The organism is Tenacibaculum sp. MAR_2009_124 (assembly GCF_900105455.1).
In the GTDB taxonomy this organism is placed as follows: Bacteria; Bacteroidota; Bacteroidia; order Flavobacteriales; family Flavobacteriaceae; genus Polaribacter.
This window is the reverse complement of sequence record NZ_FNSF01000002.1, coordinates 544616-564015: the sequence shown is the minus strand read 5'-3', so window position 1 is coordinate 564015 and position 19400 is coordinate 544616. Positions and strand designations below refer to the sequence as shown.

The 19400-nt window shown below is 32.6% G+C and carries 15 protein-coding genes, 2 tRNA genes and 1 pseudogene; 8 read left to right on the top strand and 10 right to left on the bottom strand.

Annotated features, from left to right (window positions below; translation table 11 throughout):
• Window positions 1–67: 67 nt before the first annotated feature.
• The 4 genes from BLW23_RS09025 (at window position 68) to BLW23_RS09010 (ending at window position 2833) form a co-directional block, all read left to right on the top strand.
• On the top strand, window positions 68–1168 hold the full coding sequence (locus BLW23_RS09025) for an OmpA family protein (RefSeq protein WP_093668994.1): 1101 nt from the start codon (window positions 68–70) through the stop codon (window positions 1166–1168).
• Window positions 1169–1629: 461 nt separating this feature from the next.
• Window positions 1630–1827, top strand: a complete 198-nt coding sequence (locus BLW23_RS09020; protein WP_093668992.1) for a hypothetical protein — start codon at window positions 1630–1632, stop codon at window positions 1825–1827.
• A 49-nt stretch (window positions 1828–1876) separates the two neighbouring features.
• Window positions 1877–2617, top strand: coding sequence for a hypothetical protein (locus tag BLW23_RS09015; RefSeq protein ID WP_093668990.1), 741 nt, complete (start codon window positions 1877–1879; stop codon window positions 2615–2617).
• 6 nt (window positions 2618–2623) lie between these two features.
• Window positions 2624–2833 carry a hypothetical protein gene (locus BLW23_RS09010; protein ID WP_093668988.1) on the top strand — a complete coding sequence of 70 codons (210 nt, stop codon included), beginning with the start codon at window positions 2624–2626 and terminating at the stop codon, window positions 2831–2833.
• 31 nt (window positions 2834–2864) lie between these two features.
• On the opposite strand, the gene BLW23_RS09005 is transcribed toward BLW23_RS09010, so the two are convergent.
• The 4 genes from BLW23_RS09005 to BLW23_RS08990 all read right to left on the bottom strand — a co-directional run bounded on the left by BLW23_RS09005 (window position 2865) and on the right by BLW23_RS08990 (window position 8585).
• Window positions 2865–3296 (bottom strand): hypothetical protein, encoded by a 432-nt coding sequence (locus BLW23_RS09005; RefSeq protein ID WP_093668985.1) that lies wholly within the window; start codon window positions 3294–3296, stop codon window positions 2865–2867.
• Between the two features lie 109 nt (window positions 3297–3405).
• Window positions 3406–4854 carry a DUF389 domain-containing protein gene (locus BLW23_RS09000; RefSeq protein ID WP_093668983.1) on the bottom strand — a complete coding sequence of 483 codons (1449 nt, stop codon included), beginning with the start codon at window positions 4852–4854 and terminating at the stop codon, window positions 3406–3408.
• A 137-nt stretch (window positions 4855–4991) separates the two neighbouring features.
• The gene (locus tag BLW23_RS08995; protein WP_093668981.1) at window positions 4992–6104 is read right to left on the bottom strand and encodes a C1 family peptidase; all 1113 of its coding nucleotides are present in this window, start codon (window positions 6102–6104) and stop codon (window positions 4992–4994) included.
• Window positions 6105–6182: 78 nt separating this feature from the next.
• Window positions 6183–8585, bottom strand: coding sequence for a TonB-dependent receptor (locus BLW23_RS08990; RefSeq protein ID WP_093668979.1), 2403 nt, complete (start codon window positions 8583–8585; stop codon window positions 6183–6185).
• Between the two features lie 395 nt (window positions 8586–8980).
• On the opposite strand from BLW23_RS08990, the gene BLW23_RS08985 reads away from it, so the two are divergent.
• Window positions 8981–11827 carry a C10 family peptidase gene (locus tag BLW23_RS08985; protein WP_093668977.1) on the top strand — a complete coding sequence of 949 codons (2847 nt, stop codon included), beginning with the start codon at window positions 8981–8983 and terminating at the stop codon, window positions 11825–11827.
• Between the two features lie 62 nt (window positions 11828–11889).
• Here BLW23_RS08985 and BLW23_RS08980 read toward each other — a convergent pair whose 3' ends face one another.
• On the bottom strand, window positions 11890–12741 hold the full coding sequence (locus tag BLW23_RS08980) for a CPBP family intramembrane glutamic endopeptidase (RefSeq protein WP_093668975.1): 852 nt from the start codon (window positions 12739–12741) through the stop codon (window positions 11890–11892).
• A 132-nt stretch (window positions 12742–12873) separates the two neighbouring features.
• Window positions 12874–14082, bottom strand: coding sequence for a DUF4200 domain-containing protein (locus tag BLW23_RS08975; RefSeq protein ID WP_093668973.1), 1209 nt, complete (start codon window positions 14080–14082; stop codon window positions 12874–12876).
• A 304-nt stretch (window positions 14083–14386) separates the two neighbouring features.
• Between BLW23_RS08975 and BLW23_RS08970 the strand changes: the two genes are divergently transcribed.
• Window positions 14387–14740 (top strand): ISAon1 family transposase N-terminal region protein, encoded by a 354-nt coding sequence (locus BLW23_RS08970; protein WP_093669388.1) that lies wholly within the window; start codon window positions 14387–14389, stop codon window positions 14738–14740.
• A 19-nt stretch (window positions 14741–14759) separates the two neighbouring features.
• Window positions 14760–15715, top strand: a pseudogene (locus tag BLW23_RS08965) (ISL3 family transposase).
• A 91-nt stretch (window positions 15716–15806) separates the two neighbouring features.
• On the opposite strand, the gene BLW23_RS08960 reads toward BLW23_RS08965, so the two are convergent.
• The 4 genes from BLW23_RS08960 to BLW23_RS08945 form a co-directional block, all read right to left on the bottom strand.
• Window positions 15807–15889 (bottom strand) — tRNA-Tyr (locus BLW23_RS08960).
• 39 nt (window positions 15890–15928) lie between these two features.
• Window positions 15929–16001 (bottom strand) — tRNA-Lys (locus tag BLW23_RS08955).
• A gap of 133 nt (window positions 16002–16134) precedes the next feature.
• Window positions 16135–16899 (bottom strand): ABC transporter ATP-binding protein, encoded by a 765-nt coding sequence (locus BLW23_RS08950; RefSeq protein ID WP_093668971.1) that lies wholly within the window; start codon window positions 16897–16899, stop codon window positions 16135–16137.
• Window position 16900: 1 nt separating this feature from the next.
• Window positions 16901–17641: an MlaE family ABC transporter permease gene (locus tag BLW23_RS08945; RefSeq protein ID WP_093668969.1), complete on the bottom strand. Its 741-nt coding sequence runs from the start codon at window positions 17639–17641 to the stop codon at window positions 16901–16903.
• A 116-nt stretch (window positions 17642–17757) separates the two neighbouring features.
• On the opposite strand from BLW23_RS08945, the gene pafA reads away from it, so the two are divergent.
• The gene (gene pafA, locus BLW23_RS08940) at window positions 17758–19398 is read left to right on the top strand and encodes an alkaline phosphatase PafA (protein WP_093668967.1); all 1641 of its coding nucleotides are present in this window, start codon (window positions 17758–17760) and stop codon (window positions 19396–19398) included.
• Window positions 19399–19400: the final 2 nt, after the last annotated feature.

Below are 19400 nucleotides of genomic sequence, written 5' to 3'. Positions count from 1 at the left end.
TATGTGACTTAACTTCCCTTGAAGGGTCATAAAAGTGAAACCATTTAATCACAAATATTTTTATCTTATGAAAAATCAATTATTCTTGATTGGGGCATTTGCTCTAGCAATAACAACGGCCTCTGCTCAAGATTTACCTAGCAATCCAGAACCAGGGAAATGTTATGTGCGATGTAAAACTCCTGATGTTTGGAAAAACGAGGAAGTAAAAATAGAAGTTGCACCAGCTTACAAAAAAATTGTAACCTATCCTGCAGCATATAAAACAGTAACAGAAAAAGTATTAGTAAAAGAAGCTGGCAAACGTTTAGAGATTGTTCCTGCTGTTTGGGAAAATAAATCAATTTCTTATACTGCAAAAGAAGATGCCAATAAACTAAGGGTAGTACCAGCTAGTTTTGTTTCAGATTCAGAAACTATTGAAACAAAAGCGGCATCTGCTCGTTGGGAAATGAGCGAAAAAGCTCCTGATTGTGAATCAAGCGATCCTAATGACTGTAGATATTGGTGTTATAAACCTATTCCAGCCAATTTTGAAACGATTCCTATCACAAAGCTATCAAGTGATGCTTCAACAGAAAAAACTCCTGTAAATGGTTTCGATAAAACGTATACCAGGAGAGTAATGACAAGTCCTCCAAGCGTAAGAGAAATAGAAATACCTGCTGTTTATAAAGACGTAAAGAAAACGGTATTAGAAAAAGACGCTTGGCAAGAAGAAGTTACAGTTGCAGCTAAATACAAAACCGTAACTAAAGAAGTTTTAGTATCAAAAGGAGGATTGACTTCATGGAAAGAAGTTGAATGTAAATTAGTTGAAAACACACCACTTCCTATCAATTGGAATTTAGGTAGTGCAACGTTAACTGCCGGAGCTAAAAGAATTATAGATGGTAGACTATTACCAATACTAAAAGATGGAGTAGCTGTTGCTATAGAGTCTCATACAGATTCTAGAGGATCAAAAACCAGTAACCAATCATTATCGGAAAGAAGAGCGCAAGCTGTTGTTAACTATTTGATTTCAAAAAGAATTAACCCAAGTCAATTATCAGCGAATGGATACGGTGAAAATAGATTAACAAATAGATGTGCCGATGGTGTTTCTTGTACTGAAAGAGAGCACTCAGCAAATCGTAGAACGACATTTAGAGTTGTTAACCAATAACCCATAAAGTTCTAACTTACTACGTTCTAACAAAGATCAAAAAAGAAAACCGAGCAATGCTCGGTTTTTGATTTTATAAGTATATTCTTCCATTTTTAACAAAACTTACCAAATTGTTTCATTTTGGCTCTTTTTCTCTAAAGCCTTCAATTTGATCATAGCCTAAAGTTTAGTTCTTTACGAAAAACCCTATTCTATAAAACCCATACTTCCAATTAATTAGATTCTTTTTAATGAAAATCAAAAATTTCAGTTTTATTTCTTTCGTTTATTTAAATAATAAAAACTAGGGAAAACCCTTAAAAAACATCTAGGGTAAATAGGTATTGTAACTATAAGATAAACACCCTAAGTTTGACGTTATTTCGGTATGGGTACTGATTAACAGAAAATAACAAGCGAACAGATTTAATTAATGTTCTAACTTTACTTCACTATTAATATAAAATTTTGAAGTAATCATGAGAAAACTTATTACACTTTTCGCACTTGTTTTTACGATGGTATTATTTGTAAATTGTACAGATAATTCATTAGAGGATTTAAATAAAAATGAACAACAAACAGAAGAAAATACACAACTCGACATCTTCTCATGCGTCGACCCAGATGATGAAGGAAGTAAAGATGATGGAGAGGACGAAGAGACTGGTGATTAAAAACATCAATATCATAATAAAAGGCTCGGTCGCTTTTATTCTAGTGACCTTGTCTTTATTTCATATATTTTTTGCTCCCAATTCTGAAAAGTACTTAAACCACAAAAAAAAATATAAAACAATAATCGATAAAAGAGATTTAGGTACAATAGAGATATTAGAAAATTACCAAAAAGATTTAAATGTAACATTAAACAGAGATTCAATCCTAGTTCTTTCAGAAAAACTCATTAAAGACTATACAACGCATAAAGAACTGTCTAACGAACAACTCAGAGAATACACTAGAACAAAACGAAAATATGTTGATGAACATTCTTTCCGTGGGAGAAAGAGTTTTCACTTTTGGATTTTTGTTTTTGGTTTAGTATCTGCTCTTATGTTTTTTAGTTGTAAATCCTTGTATGACGATATTGTCAATGGCAGCACCTATCGTTTTCAATTCATTTCCTTGACAGGTATAGCTGTATCTTTTTTTTGGATGATCCATTTAATATTTTTAACTCAAAGTGATTTCTCCAAAAACAGCTATATTTTAATGATTCTAGTTTGCGCCTGCCTTGCTACTTTTTTCACCTACTTTTTAGTAAAGAATTATACTTATAAAGATGACATTATATTAAAGCAACTGTCTTTAATCGATAAAATAAAAACTATACACTACCCAAGAGTGGCGCTAAAAGCGCTGTATGCTGAAAGAAATGACAAAGCCATGTTGGCAACAGACACGGTAAGAGAAAACGCCGATGCCTTTGATAATGATATTCTAACCACTCTAAAAGACGTTTAACTATTTATGAAAAAACTTATAGCCAAAATATTAAGAAGGTTTTTCAGAAAAAAGCGTTACTCTACCAAAGAGCAACGTGAAAATAGAGAGAAAAAAACCATTATTGAAATCGCCAAGAAAGTGGTCGAAGAAGAAAGCAAAACGGCTAAACTTAATAATCAACTAGATCAAAAAATGAGTGAGTTTTTGAACAAAGCTCACATGTACCAGTTTTAAATAACACAACAACTCTATAATTATTCTCCCCTTAGTCCCCTATCTTGTCTTCTAACAATTTCTCGTACCTTTCAATTTTATCATACATTTTTTGTAACTCTCTTTGCTGTTCAAAATTTGAGAATAAATCCACTATCGCATCAATTTTAGGTTCTCCTCTGAACTTACTCGAATTCGTAAGTATGTAATCAAGAATTTCTTCAGGAACCAATTGATCTAAGTTCTTTACATATTTTCCCCAATTATTGTTTGCTTCTATCATTTCTCCTTCTCCCAAAATGAGCCAATTCGCATTAATTTCGGGATACGATTCTAAAACAGATTTTAAAAACCTCTCATTTACCGGTGTATTTCCATTTAAAATACTCTCTAATTCTTCTGTATTAAGATTAGTTCCATTGGAAAACTCCTGAGTACTAATTCCTTTGTAAGTTATTACTTCCTTTAATCTTTTAACTATCATTTTTTACTCAATAAAATATTTAAAATTATCGTATGTGCAACATATGACATCTCAACATGATCCCAAAACCATGTTTTTCTCTAAACTTCTAATTTTATACTTCTTGCTATTACTTTTTTAGTTCTAAGTTTTTAATAGACAATTCTTTTTGCAGCCATTCTTTTAGTTCTTTTTCCTTTTTCACTATCGTAGAGTCGTGCAGTTTTTTACTCCAAGATACAGTCATTTCTGGAACGGTATCTACTTTAATAAAATCCTTAGAGACTAATCTATTGGTAAAACTCATCGATGTAATATCGTTATATCGGATTTTAGCTTCTTTCATTATTGAATTAAAGGGAACTGAATTTTTATCCTTTTCTAAGGCATTTTGTTCAATTCTTGTGTTTAAATCCGAAATGGTTAGTTTTAAATCATCAATTTCTTTTTGAAGGCCTTTTATAATGTTATTTTTTTCATCGATATCTGCATATGACCTTTGTAATGATGTAGACAAATCATTTAGGCTTTTAACTCCATTCTCATTAAAGTCAATATAGAAATCTTTTATCTTATCGTAGCTTTTTAATTCATTTTCTAAACTAGATTTAATTGCGGCAGATAATTCACCATTAAAAAACAACTTAATAGTTTTCTCTTTTTTATCTATATCCTTTTTTTGCAACCATAAATTATCATTTTCCTCAACTTTTTCCTTAATGAATGACCTATAGTTTGCCATTATCATTGTTTCATTATACACCCTCATAAATGTAAAAATAGCCGGGATCATTACCAATATTGCTACAAAAGAAGCCAAACGTGCAATTCTTTTTCGTTTTGCAGAATTCACATAACGCATCATCGTGAATCCCAACACTTTCAATACAACAAATGTTGCTAGTGCTATAAAAATGGCGTTGATTGTAAAAAGATACATCGCTCCAAAAAAGTAATCAAATTTCCCAATCGCTAAACCGTATCCAGCCGTACATAGCGGAGGCATTAATGCAGTAGCAATCGCCACTCCAAATATTACTGAAGCAATTGTTCCTTTTTTAGTTCTTGCAATAATTAAAGCTAACCCACCAAAAAAAGCGATTAATACATCTCGGATATCTGGTTGAACGCGTCCGAGAAGCTCTGATGTTTCTTCCTTTAATGGAAACACAAAGAAAAACAAAAAAGCAGTTAATAAACTCAGTACAATCATTGTCGCCAAGTTTATTAGCGATTTTTTCAATGTATCAATATCGTTAATAGCAATAGACATTCCTATTCCCAAAATAGGTCCCATTAGTGGAGAAATTAACATGGCTCCGATAACCACTGCAGTTGAATTGGCATTTAAACCTATCGATGCAACGAAAATAGAACAAATTAAAATCCAAGCTGTGGCTCCTTTAAAAGCAATATCTCCTTTAATCGCTTCAATTGTTGCTTCTTGATCAGTATCATGTCTAAAATCTAAAAGCTCCATTAAGAATTTCTTGGAACTTTCCCATAGACCTTTTGCATCGTCCTGAACAGCTTGTTTAGATTGTTCTACGGATTCCCCGCTATTCAACTTTTCTTCCATAATCTAATCGATTTTTTTGTTAACACTGGAAAGATACAAAATTCCACGTTTAACCTAAGTTTTAACTTTAATCATAAAAAAACACCCAAGAAAGTTATTCTTGAGTGTTTTTAATACATATAAACTAATACGTTAATCTAAAGTTTTAATTTTGTTATTATATCTTTTGATACGGCATCTTTGTGCAATAATACTGAAATTGTTTTTAATCGGAAATAAGGAACAGACATGTAAACATATCCATTATTTCCTTGTTTGGTTCCCCAAGAATTTTTCACCTTAAAGTAAGTATTATTCTTTTGATCTTTAACTATTCCAACAATATGCATTAAATGATCATCTGTTGTATTAAAGTTTTCAAATTCTGCTTGCCTGTAAGCTGGAGTAATATTTTTCTCTTGCACAAGCTGCTTTAGTGATTTCTTCTTATTCGAACTCGATGCAGGTATTACTGCAACGCCCGCCATTGAAGAAAAGGTTTTTTCTGAAACATCACAATCTAACGCAACAGTATATCCGTTTTTTAATGCGCTTTTGGTAACAGAAACCAATTCATCTAAAGAAATATTATAGAAAGAACCATTTGAAAAATTATCAGGAATACTTAGTACAAAAGGCGTGTATTTTTTAACATGCTCAAAAGAACTTAATGTAATATAGTTCGAAGGGTTTATTTTAACATATTCAGCAAATGATTTTGGAGTATATCTTTTACCTTCAAACACAAACTCTTTTTTATTCTCTCCTAAATATACATCAAGAACACTTTCTACAGACGGCTTCCATTTTGTACTTAATTGCCCAGCTGGATTTTTAATATAAGTATCTAACATATTTTTTAATACTGCAATCAATTCTGCATGGTTATGCCTATCTTCTCCGGTTTGTAATCCCGTAAAAGCGTTTTCAGGAACCAATCCAAATTTCTCAACTGAATTGATTACATCATGTGCTAAGCCCCCTTCACTAAACTGTGCCTTACCTTGTCGATATAAATAATTTATAGCTTTATCGGAATAGGTATTTCTTACCGTAAACATCTCAGATAAATCAATATCCTTTCCTGTTAACCTTATTACTTCTGATTCCAAAAACGATGTTGTTGAAAAACTCCAACAAGTTCCCGTTATATCCTGACTTTTTATCTGTGTACTTTCAATATCAGTAATGGTTTTGAACTGATATTCTTGGGCGTTTACAGTTCCAAATCCTAAGAAAAAGATAGTAGCCCCTAATAGTAATTCCTTCATTATTTTTAAATTATTTAGTTGTTAGGGCAATTTAGCTTTTTTGATACTAATTAAAAGAACAATAAATAATAAAACAATTTAAAAATCTACAATTACCCCAATTCTAGGGATGGCTCTTCCAGAAGAATCTCCTACTTCCTCTAGCAAGTATCTTGAAGGATCATTTGGATCTGTTAATCGCGTACCGTTAGCATCCTCTTGTGGTAACAAGAATAATTGTCGATCCGCTGAACTAGCATATACATTTTGAATATCTAAAAACAAGTTAATCGATAACTTTTTAAGAAACCACGTTTTATCAACTCTAAAATCCAATTGAGTATAGGTTCCAAATCTTTCAGAATTTAAACGAGCAAAATCTAAAATACCTCCGTTACTAACATTGTAATTAGTTATTAACGAAGAAGCATTGTAGTCATAAGGAGTATAAGGTCTTCCTCCTACTAATCTAAACTTAGTTCCTACTTCCCAGTTTTTCGCCAGCTTCTTTCCAGCAGTAATCGTTAACAAGTGTCTGTTATCCCATGTTGATGGAATATAATTCCCTACACTATTTTTAAATTCACTTCTAACAAAGGTATAGGCTGCTATTCCATATAAACCTTTATAAGATTTCTTTTGTGCCAAAATTTCAAATCCATAGGCTCTTCCTGTTGAATTAGATACTACTTCTTCATTCCCTACAACACCAAAGTCTGCTCCTAAATTTGCTAAACTAATTTGATCTCTAACCGAAAATGGATAGTCATTATATTTTTTGTAAAAACCTTCAACGCTCAATTTAGTTAGATTATCTGGTCTAAATTCTAAACCAGAAACCGCATGTTGAGATTCAATGTATTTTAATCCTCTTTTATTTACCAATTCGTTATTGTTGTCTCTAAATCCTAAAATAGTATAAGAAGGTAACTGCTTATAAATAGCTAAAGAGCTATTCCAAGACCATTTATCACTGAAATTATAGGTGGTAGCAATTCTTGGTGAAAATTGATTGAACAAGTTTTTCATTTCACTGTTATAATCAATTCCATCAAATCGGAATCCAAAAGAAACCCCTAGCTTATCATTGAAAAGCGAAGTAGAAAATTGTCCAAACAATCCATATTTAAAAAAGTTTACTTCAGAATTAAATTTTCTCAATGCTACATTTTGGGTATTCACTATTTTCTGCTCCGTATCATTCGTATAATTAGCTAACTCAAGATTCATCCCAAGATTCAAAGTATACTTCCCTCTTCTCAATGTATTTTCAAAACGAAATTTATTTTCTGTTTCTTTCGAATTATAGTCCAACAATAAATTGTCTCGACTAGATTCATCATTCATAAAGTACTTCGTTGCGAAGTTCTTCCATTCATTTCTACTAAACACAAATTGTTGCGTAGAATTCTCTCCAAAACGTTTATAATTAACACCTACGGTATAATTCCATTGTCCATTTACTGGAACTGTATTTAAAATATATTGATTTGCCTTTCTTTGTTCTTCATCTGTTACACCATTGTTAACCTCAGTGTTGATTTCAAAATCGTCAATGGCTCCTAAACCGATAAAAGACAATTCACTTTTATCACTCAACTTAGTTTTCACATTAAACTGGAAGTCATTATAGGTTGGTAAAAAAGGGAGTTTAATAAGTTTAAAAAGGAACTTTAAATACGATTGCCTAAACGAAGCTATATACGTTGTATTTTCACCAATCGGTCCATCTATTGTAATACCTGCATCTGATGTACCTAATGTTGCTCTTACATTTAATCTGTCTGGGTTTCCTGTTTTCTGCGTGAACTCAATAATAGAACTTAAGGTATTTCCTCGGTTTGATGGAAAGGCACTCGAATAAAAATCTACCTTTCGAATTAAATCTGTATTCATAATACCTACTGGACCACCAGTGGCTCCTTGTGTTTGAAAATGATTAATTACAGGAACTTCAATACCATCCACATAAAATTTGTTTTCGGAAGTGGCTCCACCTCGAATAATAATATCGTTTCTAAATCCTGGATTTGAAGCTACACCGGGGAAGGACTGAATAACTCTTAAAACATCTCTATTACCTCCTGGATTCCTCTCAATCTCAGCAACCCCTAAAGATTGCAAGGATACTGGACTTTCTAATGTTTTTTTAAATAGTTTGGTTTTTACCTCCACTTCTGCAAGTTGAGTTGCATCTTCTATCATTTCAATAGTGATATAGGGCACCTTTTCTTTTGTAATTAAATAATCATCAGAAGTAACTGTCTTATAACCAACAAATGAAGCACGTGCTTGTCTATATCCAAGTGGAGCATTTTTAATTGTAAACTCTCCTAAATCGTCCGTCATTCCTCCATTTTCGGTTCCAACAATTAAAATATTTACAAAAGGAAGAGGTTCTCTCGTTTTCGCATCAATTACTTTTCCTTTTATCATCCCTACATCTTGCGCGTTTATAAAAATAGATTGCAATACACACAATACTAAAACAAGTTTTCTCATTCGTTTTCTTTTATAATTTTTACCAGTCAAATACAATTCGTAGTTGTCATACTTTTGAATAAATGACCTGAATCAATTCTAAATGTTTAATTATCAGCAAATATAATATTTGTTTATCTATTTTAATAAAAAGTTAAACATTATATTTTTATTAATTGTAATTCCAACAATAAAAGTAACATCATAAAGCCCTACATTATACCGTTTTAAATGTTTAATAAAAAACAAAATAGGTAGTATTGTTGAATTTCAAACACCTAATTACCCTATATAGCTTCCTCCTTACCCCTATTAAAAACTAGGAACTCTACCAATAACATTTCTCGTAAAACCACTTATTTTATGCACGCATAGTATCTCATAGTTTTGCCTTTGAATTTAAACATTATTTTAAAGTGAAACTAAAAATTACCATTTTAACCACGCTATTCCTTTGTATTCAAGGAATTCTAGCAAACCCAATTAGCAAGAAAAAAGCTATTTCAGCTGCCAATAAATGGGTTGAGCTACAACAACGGAGTTCTACAAAGAACTCAATTAAGAAAATCATTTCCATTGACGAAGTTTACAATGAAACCCAACTTGTTTACTTTGTAATTAACTACCACAATGGTGGTTTTGTAATTGTATCTGCCGATGATGCAACTAAACCTATTTTGGCGTATTCGGAATCAGCTTATTTCGATAACAACATGCAAAACGAAACAACAAAAGACTTGTTGAATGCTTACAAGGAATTTATTGTTGAAAGTGCCAATAATCAAGGACAGCAAAGAGGAACCGCAATTGCTCACCCTGGATGGAATTCTTTATTTAATTCAAAAAGAAATCAAAGAAGAGCCACTGTTATCCCTCCTTTTATGGACGATATTCTTTACACCCAATCTAGCGGTTTTCAAAAATACTGCCCTAAAAATGATGATGGTCAAGCAATAGTAGGTTGTGTAGCCACAGCTATGGCGCAAGTAATGCGCTATTGGGAATTTCCAAAAATGGGTAAAGGACAGCGTTCATACAACCATGGCACTTACGGGAGTCTTTCCGTTAATTTTGAGGAACAACTATACGATTGGGACAACATGTCCAAAACTAATGCTGATAACGAAAACGCAAAACTATCATATCATTGTGGTATTGCCGTTTCCATGAACTACGGAACCTCTGCTAATGGTGGTTCAGGTGCTTATTCAGCCGATGCTTTATCAGCTTTGAAAAAGTATTTTAAGTACAATAGCGGAGCCAGAATGGTGTATCGTTATAATTATTCTGACGACAATTGGAGTGGTTTAATTAAGGAACAACTTAATGAAAAAAGACCTGTTTTATATTCTGGAAGGAGCAAAAACCTTCAAGACCCAAATGCTGGAGGTGCAGGACATCTTTTTGCCTTGGATGGATATGACGCTACGGATCAAGGAGATTACTTTCACATCAACTGGGGTTGGGCAGGTAGAAGTAATGGATATTTCTATCTTACTGAAATGATAACTCATGGCGGTAAGTATAATTGGATCGATAACAATGCTATTATGATTGACGTTTACCCTACAAACCTTGCACCTTTATTTAATTCATCACCTAAAAACGTTATCAGAACCAGTGAAAATTATGAGTACATAGTTAATGTAATTGACGAAAATCGTCAAGACACAGTTGAAGTAACTCTTGTCGAAACTCCAAGTTGGTTAACCCTAAACAAGGTTAATGGAAAGTTTATTTTAACAGGAACTCCTGACGATAACGCGAAAGGTTCTTATAAGGTACGCATAACAGCTAGTGATGGAACAAATACAAGCAATCAAGAATTCACAATAACCGTACTTGGTTACGATCAGGTTATTAAGGATCATATTATAAATTTCGAAACGGCAGATTTCAGTCAAGCGAGTTTTTCTAATTCTGGACAAGCTTCTTTCAGTATCGGGAACAATAGCAATCACTTCGCACAATCTGGTTCAGTCAATGACAACCAAGAATCTGTTTTAACACTTACAGAAAACTTTACAGTTGAAAGTACTATTAAATTCGATTATATGGTTTCTTCTGAGGGAGGGTATGACTTCTTAATTTTTAAAATCGACGATAAGCAGCAAAAGCGTTGGAGTGGTGAAAAGCCTTGGGCAACTACAAGCTTTAAAGTTCCTGCTGGTCAACATACCTTATCTTGGACATATAAAAAAGATAGTTCTGTAAAAAAAGGAAATGATTTAGCTAAAATCGATAACATCTCTTATAAGACAATTGGCCTCGACGAGATCGCTCCTGAAGCTCCAATGAATTTAAAAGCAAGTGATATTTCTGATACTTCAGTGAACTTAAATTGGACTGCTTCTAATGACAACGTCAAAGTAAAGACTTATGAAATTTACAGTAATAATTCTAAAATAGCGACTGCAAACGGAACGAGTTTCAATGTTGAAAAACTCGCTAAAAATAGTACCTATTCTTTCTTTGTAAAGGCAATTGACTACGCAGGAAACGTTTCTGAAAACAGTAATAGCATTGAGATAACGACTACCAGCGATAGTATTGGATATTGTGAATCAAAAGGAAAGAACATTCAGTATGAATGGATCGATTTTGTTTCTTATGGAGACATGACAAATGCATCCAATGCAGATTCAGGATATGGAGATTTTACTGCTAAAACTGCAACCATTATTTCGAATTCGACAAATGATTTAACATTAAGTTGTAATTTCAACGGAGGACCTTATACAGAATACTTCACCGTTTGGATAGATTATAATCAAAATGGGCAATTTGATGACAACGAAAAAATTGTTTCTACTTCTATATCCAAAAGTGACAATTTAGTTTTCTCAATAAAAACACCTGTTGAAGCGAAATTAGGAGAAACAAGAATGCGTGTTTCATTGAAATACAATAGTTCATCAACTCCTTGTGAAATGTTTGACGATGGAGAGGTTGAAGACTACACCATTAACATTGTTCAAACCGCATTACGCGTAGCTGAAAAAACGGATACTCCCAAAATAACCAATGAACTTATAAATGTTTCGATATATCCGAACCCGGCAAGTCATGTTTTGAATATCTCAAGTAATAAGGATATTTTAAATGCAAACTATATCATTACAGATGCCAATGGAAAAGTAATGAAGCAAAATACTTTTAATAAATCTATTAATATTGAAGAACTTCCTGCAGGCTTGTATTTTATTAAAATAACAAACCATAAAGAACAACATTCTGCCACATTTGTGAAGTCGAAACGATAGTTTTCCCGCGAGAGTTGTAATTAATTTGATTTTGAAAGGGCCTAGAAATTCTAGGCTCTTTTTTATTGCTTCAATGCTGGATAAGCAAAAAGTAAGAAATGAATGAGATTAAACAGAAAGTGCAAAAGCATCGAGCTTTCAACTCTTTTTGTCTTAAAGTAAACGTATCCGTAAAACAGCCCTGCTATTGAAGATAATATTATATACATTAAACCTCCTTTAAAATGAGCCATTCCAAAAACTAAAGAAGCGATAACAACACTTATAATTCCCGACAATTTTCCTTTGATAAAAATCTCCAATTCTTTTTGAACAAAACCTCTAAATAAAGCTTCTTCAGCCATACAAATAAAGAACAAATTACATAGAATCCATACGATTGTAAAGCTTGGTAACTTCGGATCGAATTTGGAATAATCTAAAACACTCGTTAATACAAAAAAGAAAATAGACATTATCAACAGTGATATTCCTATCCGTTTCAATAAAGACATTATTGATATATCCATTTTCTTAAAACTAAAACCAATAATAAACAGTCCTATTAACGTTTTATCTAGATTAAAGTATAAACTATAGGATATTGAATGCGGTGATAAGGAAACACTATTTAAGTATTTGTAATTATTGAAACTAGTAAATGAGAAATGAAAAAACAAAGGGATGGCTAGACTAATTATTAATAAAAACAACCAAATGTTCTTTCGTTTATAAAAATAAAAGATGGATAGTCCGAATACACCAGAATAGATTAACCCGACAATTGATACTCTTTTAAAAATAACAGCTAGAGTAAAAGAAAGACCAAGCAAAATAATCCATAATGGTATTCTTTTTAAAAGTTTAATTTCCGTCCAAATTGAAATAACGCTCAATAAAAGTGTTCCGTATATCAAAATAATGCTTGTTTCCATGACTGCAGCGATAATCTTAAATCAAAGTAAACCAATTTATTTTAATAATTAAGGTTAACTTTTTTAGGCAAGAACAAAAAAAATGGTTTAAGAATCTCTCTTAAACCATTTATATTTATACCGATAGTAACCTTAGTTTTTTAACAAAGATTGAACCAACTTTTTTAACTCTTCGATTTCATTCTTTTGATCGTCAATTTGCTTCTGTTGACTTTCGATTTTACTATTTTGCTCTTGCAATGATTCTATTTTTTTCTCTTGCTGAATGGTATACAAAGTCAGTTCTTCAATTTTTTGTAATAGTTTCGCATCCATTTCTCCTAAAAAGAAACCATCTTTCTCAACCTCTTCAGCACTTGGAATATCTTTTAAATGCCCATTTTCTTGAATATGAGCTTCCACTTCTTTCAGTGTCGGCAATTGGTAATTATCATAAAATACAAAATCAGACCAATTAGAATATGTCGCTACCTTGACCTCAGTCGCTGCTACTTTTCCATTTACACCTAGCTGAAATCCTTTCGGATTATTTGTTCCAATTCCCACTTTTCCATCGTTAGTAATATACAATCTATATTCATTTGTATTGTCTCTTTGATAAATACCAAAAGCTCCACCTCTCCCATTGTGTCCAATACTCCATATCCTTGAACCCGCAGAAGCCGCTTTATTCTCAAAATCCATCCATGTTCCAGAAGTATCACTCGACAGTTCCATTACTGAATTATCACTTGACGAAACACTTAATTTATGACTAGGCCCAGGAGTTCCAATACCCACTTTTCCTTCTTTCGTAATTAGAAATCGATACTCGTTTGTATTATCTCTTTGATATATACCAAACATCCCTGAACTTCCAGCATGCCCCATACTCCATAATCTTGAACCTGCAGATGCCGCAGTATTCTCAAAATCCATCCATGTCCCTGAAGTTCCACTCGATAGTTCCATCACTGAATTATCGCTTGACGAAACACTTAATTTATGACTAGGCCCAGAAGTTCCAATACCCACTTTTCCTTCTTTCGTAATTAGAAAACGATACTCGTTTGTATTATCTCTTTGATATATACCAAACTTTCCTGAACTTCCAAGATGCCCCATACTCCATACTCTTGAACCTGCAGATGCTTCTGTATTCTCAAAATCCATCCATGTTCCAGAAGTATCACTCGATAATTCTAATACTGAATTATCGCTTGACGAAACACTTAATTTATGACTTGGACTTGTTGTTCCTATTCCTACATCACCTGTAGTACTAATTTTGTTATCTTGAGCTTTCAACCCAAAACTCATTCCCATCACGGCAATGACAGCAATTTTCATTGTTGTTTTCATAATAATTTGAATTTATAAAATAGTTTAATATGTATTATACGATTTACAAGTAAACATTTCGCATATGAACAGCTTCTTTTTACATTCTAATGCGTTAAAAAAAGAAACCGTAGCTATCGGCTATGCTTTGTTTTTTTTGTCTTGTATAATGAAATAATAATTCAATTAATTTATACGAAATTTTTAATCACAAATCGTATTAGAATTTAGTTTCATAGCATACATGAAGATGCTAAGCAAGGATCAGTCACAAAAGTTGTGTGTGAATTAATATTAAATGTTGATTTTTGCAAAAAAGAGAGATTTGGATTTATCATTAGATGTTTTAAAATTTCTACTCCCTGAGTTATTAATCACACATTTTAATTTAACAACTCATAAAGTACAAGGGAAAGATTTACATCTTTATTTTGAAGAAAAGAAAGCTATTCCAGATGAGTTTTCAAAAGGGTTAATTATATCTCATGGTTTTCATAAAGAAACCACTATTGAAGACTTTCCCTTGAGAGGTAAAACAGTATTACTTCATATTAAACGTCGCAGATGGCTAAATAAAGAAACTCAACAAGTAGTACAAAGAGATTGGGATTTAGTAGCACAGGGAACTCGCATGACCGTTGAGTTTGCTGTTTTTTTAAAAGCACTTAGTCAGTACTAAAGCGAATGACTGTCATACTATAGCAGGTTTTTACGGGCTCAATGGTAAAAAATTACAACGTCAGTTTAAAGATTATTTAAGTGATTTTAAACAGTGGAAAGAGAAGTCACATGCTAAAGATTGGTTGCTATTTCCTGAAAATATAGGAAAACAGCTTTCTATTGATGAAGTTGCTTTATCTAAAGGAGAACTTTATACTATTGTTACTAATAAAAAAGCGAAAGGGAAAGCAGGAAGTATTGTAGCTATTATTGCTGGAACCAAAGCTGAAGACGTTAGTGGTAAGCTCCTTAAAATTCCAAACTCCAAACGAAATAAGGTTAAGGAAATCACTTTAGACATGGCCAATACCATGAAACTAATAGCTAAAACATGCTTTCCTAAAGCCACGCAGGTTACCGATAGATTTCATGTGCAAAAATTGGCTTTAGATGCTTTACAAGATATACGCATAAAACATCGTTGGGAAGCAATAGATCAGGAAAACAATGATATAAAAGATGCTAAAAACAATAACAATACATATACCCCTATAACTTTTAGTAACGGAGATACTTTAAAACAGCTTTTAGCTAGAAGCCGCTATTTACTTTATAAGACGCAAGCAAACTGGACAACTAAACAAAAGATTAGAGCTCAGATTTTATTTGAACAATTCCCAGACATTAGAAAAGCATATGTAATATGTCAAAAACTCAGAACTATATTTAATAACCGATTAATAACTAAAGCGGTAGCTTATACAAAACTTGCTAAATGGTTTAAAGAAGTTGAAGATTCAGGGTTTAAAGCTTTTAATATAGTAGCAAACTCCATTAGTTTAAATTCCAATCCATCCTTAATTATTTTGACAACAGAAGTACAAATGCAGCAGCAGAATCTTTTAATGCGAAAGTGAAAGCGTTTAGAGCGCAGTTCAGGGGGGTAAGAAACGTAGAATTCTTTCTTTTTAGATTAATCCAAATTTTTGCCTAAACACAACTATTAGTCTTGATCCCTAAGCAATTTCTTTTTTGCAAATTTACATAAAAAACAAAAACCTCAATCTAAATGATTGAGATTTTTGTGGGGAGAGCAGGATTCGAACCTGCGAAGTCGTAAGACAACGGAGTTACAGTCCGTCCCATTTGGCCGCTCTGGAATCTCCCCTAGAGCTAATGAAAGCTTCTTTCGATAAGAAGCTTTTTGTGACCGGGCTGGGGCTCGAACCCAGGACCCTCTCCTTAAAAGGGAGATGCTCTACCAACTGAGCTACCCGGTCATTTTTGCTTTTGCATATCTGCGTTTGCGGGTGCAAAGATAGAATCTTTTATTGATCTCGCAAACTTTTTTTGAGGTTATTTAAAGAAAAAAAACAAGCTTTTTTTTACCTCTCTAAAAGACAGAAAGTTACCCTATAAATCATTTAAGTAAGCTTTTCTAACTTTTTTAAATAAGTTCGAAGAATACACAAAATTGACTATTGCTTCGTTGTCCGTTTTGAAGATTTCTTTATTCGTTCCTTCCCACGCTTTCTTTCCATTTTTAAGAAAAACGATCTTTTCTCCAATTTCCATCACCGAATTCATGTCATGTGTATTTATAACTGTAGTTATTTGATATTCGTCGGTTATCTCTTGAATTAAATTATCGATCACAATAGCTGTTTGCGGATCTAAACCTGAGTTTGGTTCATCACAGAACAGGTATTTAGGATTCATTACAATGGCTCGGGCAATAGCGACCCTCTTTTGCATCCCTCCTGATAATTCAGCCGGAAACTTGGTATTTGAGTTTTCAAGATTTACTCTTTTTAAAACAATATTTACTCTATCCAACATTTCATCATTTGGCTTTTTAGTAAACATTTTAAGCGGAAACATTACATTCTCCTCTACAGTTTGTGAATCAAATAAGGCGCTCCCTTGAAAAACCATCCCTAATTCTTGTCTAAACTCTCTTTTTTCCTCAATGGTCATTTCAGTGTTTACACGTCCATTGTATATTATTGTTCCAGCTTCGGGTGTGTGTAATCCAATCAACGACTTTAAAAATACCGTTTTTCCTGAACCACTTTGACCTATAATAAGGCTCGTTTCTCCTGGATTAAATGACGTTGTTATTCCTTTTAAAATTTCAACATCACCAAATCCTTTATGTAAATTTTTAACTTCAATCATTTTAAGTCAACAACATTTGAGTTAAGAAATAATTTGCAATTACAATCACTACGATCGTCCATACAACGGATTGTGTACTTGCCTTTCCTACTTCAAGAGAACCTCCTTTTACAAAGTATCCATGATATGATGGTACTGTTGCTATAAGAAATGCAAAAACGACTGTTTTTATGAGCGCATATTTAATTAGAAAAGGATTAAATTCCATTTGAACTCCAGCAATAAAATCAGTTCCTGAAAATAACCCAGAAAAAACACCAGCAACCCAGCCTCCGAAAATTCCAAGAAACATCCCCAAAACAATTAAGAATGGATAGAATAAAACAGTTGCTATAATTTTAGGTAACACCAAGTAGTTTAATGAATTAATCCCCATTACTTCTAATGCATCTATTTGTTCCGTTACACGCATCGTTCCAATACTAGAAGTTATGTATGATCCTACTTTTCCTGCTAAAATGATAGAGCAAAATGTTGGTGCAAATTCTAGAATTACCGAACGTTTTGCTGCGAACCCAATTAAACTTTTAGGAATAAATGGACTCTCCAAATTTAACGCTGTTTGAAGGGCTATTACTCCGCCAATAAAAAAAGATATAAAAGCAATTATTCCGATAGATTTATGTCCTAATTCCTCAATTTCTCTCATTAATGCCTCTCTAAAAACTCTGGCCCTTTGGGGTTTAGTAAACACTTGTTTTAACATCAGAAAATATTTACCGATGTGTTCAATATAATTCATTAATTAAAATTGATTTATTCATTTGCTAATGTATAAAAAACCATTAACTCTTACCATATTTATGTGTTTTAAGCGCTGATTTAATTACTTTTGAACAGGAAAACAAATTAAATTAAATGAAGAAAAGTAATTTTGCCTTATTCGCATTTATTTTATTAATAAATGCCAAACTTATTGGGCAACAACATTATTCGGAAAAGCCAAAACTTGTTGTTGGTATAGTTATCGACCAAATGCGTTATGATTATCTAACTCGTTTTGATAAAAAATATGGTTCCGATGGCTTTAAAAGATTATTAAATAATGGATTTTCTCTTGAAAATGCCCACTATAATTATATTCCAACCTATACAGCCGTAGGACATGCTTCCATTTTTACTGGAACAACTCCTTCAAATCATGGAATCATTGGAAATAATTGGTACGATAAATACGAAAAACTATCTATTTATTGCGTAGATGATCGAAAGTATGAAACCGTAGGTAATGATGGTAATGGTGGTAAAAAATCACCCTACCGATTAATTACGACGTCAGTTGCAGATCAGCTTCGTTTGGCTCAAAACATGAAAGGAAAATCTATTGGTATTGCAATTAAAGATCGTTCAGCTATTTTACCTGTGGGGCATACAGCAAATGCTGCTTATTGGTTTGATGGTGGAAAAAAAGGTGACTGGGTTACTTCAACTTACTATATGAATTCATTACCAAAATGGGCTCATGATTTTAATAAATCAAAAAAGGCTGATGAATATTTGAGCCTTCCATGGAACACCCTATATGATATTAGTTCCTACACAGAAAGCATTGAAGATGATAATGATTTCGAAGCTCCATTTAAGGGACAAGAAAAACCAATATTTCCTCACAACATTCCTGAGTTAAGAAAAAGTAATAACGACTATAGTATTTTAAAAGCCATTCCTGCTGGTAACTCATTTACGACTGATTTTGCTAAAGCGGCCATTATTGGTGAAAACCTTGGACAATCAGAGCATACTGATTTTTTAAGTATTAGTTATTCTTCTACAGACTATGTTGGTCATCAGTTTGGAGTTGCGTCAAAAGAAATTGAAGACACCTACTTGCGTTTAGATAAAGACTTGGCTAGTTTATTTAATTTTTTAGATGAAAAAATTGGAGAAGGTAATTATACACTATTTTTAACGGCAGATCATGCAGCAACCCAAGTACCATCTTATTTAAAAGCAAATAAAATTCCTGGTAATTATATTGAACCTGTTAAGTTCATGAATTTTTTGAAAGAGAAAACAAAAAAACATTTTAACTCAGATAGACTTATCGAAGACTTTTCTAATTTTCAAATTTTCCTAAATAAAGAGAAAATTGAGAGTCTTAATTTGAACCTTGAAGAGGTTGCTAATGTTATTGCTAATGCTTCAATTACCTATAAGGGAATATACAAAGCAGTAGCGGCTAAAACTATGCAATCGACAACTTTTACGAGTGGAATTTTAAATTCTTTACAAAACGGTTATAATCAAAAATTTTCGGGTGATGTGTTATTGATACCTACCCCTTCTACCATTATTTACCCTAAAAGAGGTACTACACATGGTTCAGGATATTCTTATGATACTCATGTTCCGATTATTTTTTATGGTAAAAAGATTAATAAAGGTTCTTCAAAAAGAAAGTATGAAATTATAGATATCGCTCCTACAATTTCAAATTTATTGAACGTCGAATTCCCAAATGGAAGTACTGGGAAAATAATAGAAGAAGTAATAAAATAAAA